Here is a 3,506-nt window from a genome sequence, read left to right on the forward strand (position 1 = left end):
CCGAATCATTCAATGCAAAGATTAAAGCGTTTAGATCCCAATTTCGTGGCGTGAAATGCGTAAAGTTTTTCCTATACAGGCTAACTCAATTGTATGCTTAAAAATGACTACTCCACAACTTTTGGTATTGATCCCAATCTTCTTCAACATTCGAATAAAAAACACAATTCTTAAGTAAAAACGCCCTGTTTTTATCGTTCATTACTTTGGAAGAATGGTTACAATTACTCTTTTATATAGGCTTAGCCGGGGTGTTCCGTTATCGGTAACCTTCAAGATGAAGTGAGTAGTTTGAAGACTACCTACCTCTGGCGCTTTTAATTCTGCAATAACAGACATGTTTTCTGCCGGAGTGACCGCTATATTATTTTCGAGCTACATAGATGCTGACCACGAAGTAGCTATTAGGCCTTTAAAACAATAAAAACTGCTAATAAAACAAGTTCAGCAGGACGACCGCAGCAATCGAAATGACGAGGAAGAATTTTATTCTAACCTGATCATTTCACCTGTTTTTACCGATTCATCGCAGGCAAAAGCAATCCTTAAGCTGTTTACAGCATCTTCAGTAGCGTCATTTAAATTGATATCTTCTGTAATGGCTTTTAAGAAATAACGTTGCTCGCGGTTGCACAGTTCCTGATGATCGGGCTCATCGGTAAGGTCTACCCATTCATCAGCTTTGCTGAATTCATCATTGGCATCTAAATCGGCATGATGTATTTTAATCGATTCGGTTTTGGTATGCGCATCAATGTTATCAGAGTTTCCGGCTGCACCTGCTTTTTTAGCCGTGATAGATACTGATCCCTTTGGACCAAAAACATCTTTAATAAAAAAAGCATTATCACTCACCATCGGGCCCCAGCCAGCTTCGTACCAACCGATAGAACCATCTTCGAAACGAATTTGCAGCTGCCCGTAATTGTAATTCCACTCCGGGATATCGTCAGTAAGCCTGGCACCAATGGCACTCACCTGTACAGGCTTCGATCGGGTCATTTGACACATAATATCGATATAATGAACGGCACAATCAACAATTGGGCTTAAACTTTTCATCAGGTTACGGTGCACCATCCATTTAGGTCCATGGCTCTGTTGGTTCAGGTTCATACGCATCACCAAAGGTTTTCCCATTTCCAGGGCGAGCGCTGTAAATTTCTCCCATGAAGGATGATAGCGGAGGATATAACCCACTAATAACTTTTTATTCGCTTTTTTAGCAGCTTCTGCCACCTTTATTGCACCTTCTACGCTATCGGCCAATGGTTTTTCGATAAACACATGGCAACCATTTTCGAAAGATTTTATGGCATAAGCTTCGTGTGTATCGGGATAAGTAGAAATGCAAACGGCATCTGGTTTGGTTATTTCAAGTGCCTCATAAAAATCAGTATACAAATCATATTGTCCACCTAATTTTTCATTAAGCTTTTCTTTGCTTTTACCGGTAGAAACCAATCCGCAAATTTCAAAACCGGGTAAGGTGTGATAAGCTGTGGCATGGGAAGCACCCATATTGCCACAGCCTACTACTAATACCTTTAAATTCTTATTTTCTRTCGACATACTAAATCTTAAACGCCCAACGTCCAGCCTTTACGGTATTCGCGTTTCACAAATTGATTTACCTCGTTAAAATTGGTCACCTTCATATTTACTTTATCCCAAAGCATTTTGATATCTCTGCCCGGGTAACTGATTTTGCCAGCTGCATCTCTGCGCTGTACATCTGTTCCTCTAATGGCGAGATTAGCAATCAATAAAGTTTCGGTAAGTGGTCCGGCAATTTCAAATGGCGAGCTCAGTTCCATTTTTCCATAACCAGCAATGGCGGCTTCGGCAAATTGAGTATAATGGCCTTCTTCCTGATTAACGATACGCGGGATAGTGATTTTCGTTCTATCTGATTCGTTGCGCGAGAGTGGTAACAACTTTGGATTTTTACCATAGGTTTCGCAGATCATCTTACCTCTTGTGCCAATAAAAAGCACACCGTTATCGCCGAAGCTTTCATTAGGCCCCAATTCTTCTGGACGTTCCGGTTTAATGCCTCCATCCATCCAATGCACCTGAACCTCGTGTTTGGTTTTTGGGGTTTTGGCGAAGGTTAAAATGACGTGGCTTGATGGCGGGCAGCTTTCTGGCAAATAGGCACGTTTAAATTCATCAACATATACACTGCCTACGCTGCATTCTACGCTGATTGGGGTATCCAGGCCTAACACCCTAAAAGGAGGCTCTACCAAGTGACAGCCCATATCGCCAATGGCTCCGGTGCCGTAATCCCACCATCCCCTCCAGTTAAAGGGAACCAGTTTATTTACATATTCTTTATATGGAGCACTGCCCAACCACAAATCCCAATCGAGTTCTTTCGGTATTTCGGCTTTTCCACTTGGCCATGAGATTCCCTGTGGCCAAACTGGCCGGTTAGTCCAACAGTAAACGGTATGAACTTTACCTATCCTGCCTGCATCGTACCATTCCTGAAGTCTTCTTACCCCATCGCCCGAAGCACCCTGATTACCCATCTGCGTAACCACTTTATAGCGGTTTGCGGCTTCCGTTAACATTCTGGCTTCGTAAATATCGTGCGTTAAAGGTTTTTGCACATACACGTGTTTACCCAATTGCATAGCTGCCATGGCAATTTGTGCATGGGTATGATCGGGTGTTGATACCGTTACGGCATCAATGTTTTTACCTTCTTTATCCAATAACTCACGATAATCTTTGTAATATTTTGCCTTTGGGAAGTTTTTTAGAGAATTTGCAGCTCTTCTATCATCTACATCGCATAAAAAAGCAACATCTGTTTTTCCTCCCCTAACAATACTGGCAATATCGCCCTCTCCTTTTCCACCTGCACCTATTCCAGCCAATTGCAAACGATCGCTTGGCGCCAGAAAACCTGGCCCACCCAACACATGGCGGGGTACAATCATAAATCCAGCGGCAGCAAGTGCTGTTGTTTTAATAAAGTTTCTTCTCGAATTTTCTGTTTTCGAATTTGCCTTATCTTCTATCATTATTCAACCTGTTATAATGCTAAATTTAACTTATTTCTTTTTACCTGTAACTTTTGTATCAGTTTCTTTTTGATCTGTCTCTTTCTTGCTCAGATCCTTAATCCTGATGTTGCGGAACTGAACAGGAGAACCATGACCTAAGAAGCCTATATGCCCACTTTCACGTAATAAACCCGGATGTTCTTTATGATCTGGCGTGCCGTTTTTCTTAAATGGTTCGATATCGCCATCTAAAATTACGGTGCCGTTTAAAATCACTTTAATCTTCGATCCTTTGGCAATTACTTCTTCGTAGTTCCACTCTCCGGTAGGCTTTAAGAACCCTCTTTTGGCAGCGATAGTGCCATAAACCGAACCATGGTACTGGTACACTTTCAAGTCTTTATAAATTGGCGCATCATTATCCAGTATCTGCAATTCCATACCGGCGTAAGCAGCATCACCTTCTAAAGGAGCCCTGATTCCTAAACC

At 41.9% G+C, this 3,506-nt stretch carries 4 protein-coding genes; all 4 read right to left on the reverse strand.

Annotated elements, in window-relative coordinates:
* Positions 1-201: 201 nt before the first annotated feature.
* Positions 202-363, reverse strand: coding sequence for a hypothetical protein (locus AC1DND_RS23005; RefSeq protein ID WP_477584923.1), 162 nt, complete (start codon positions 361-363; stop codon positions 202-204).
* Positions 364-486: 123 nt separating this feature from the next.
* Positions 487-1,572, reverse strand: a complete 1,086-nt coding sequence (locus tag AC1DND_RS23010) for a Gfo/Idh/MocA family oxidoreductase (protein WP_477584920.1) — start codon at positions 1,570-1,572, stop codon at positions 487-489.
* A gap of 8 nt (positions 1,573-1,580) precedes the next feature.
* Entirely contained in the window at positions 1,581-3,035 is a 1,455-nt protein-coding gene (locus AC1DND_RS23015; RefSeq protein ID WP_477584921.1) for a Gfo/Idh/MocA family protein, read from the reverse strand.
* Positions 3,036-3,065: 30 nt separating this feature from the next.
* The coding region (locus AC1DND_RS23020; RefSeq protein ID WP_477584922.1) for a 3-keto-disaccharide hydrolase at positions 3,066-3,506 on the reverse strand (441 nt) is incomplete at its 5' end.

The sequence above is a fragment of the Pedobacter sp. 01N416 genome, from assembly GCF_056399685.1.

Coding starts and splice junctions, on each gene's coding strand:
- AC1DND_RS23015 (WP_477584921.1), bottom strand. CDS start 3,035: ATGATAGAAGATAAGGCAAATTCGAAAACAGAAAATTCGAGAAGAAAC.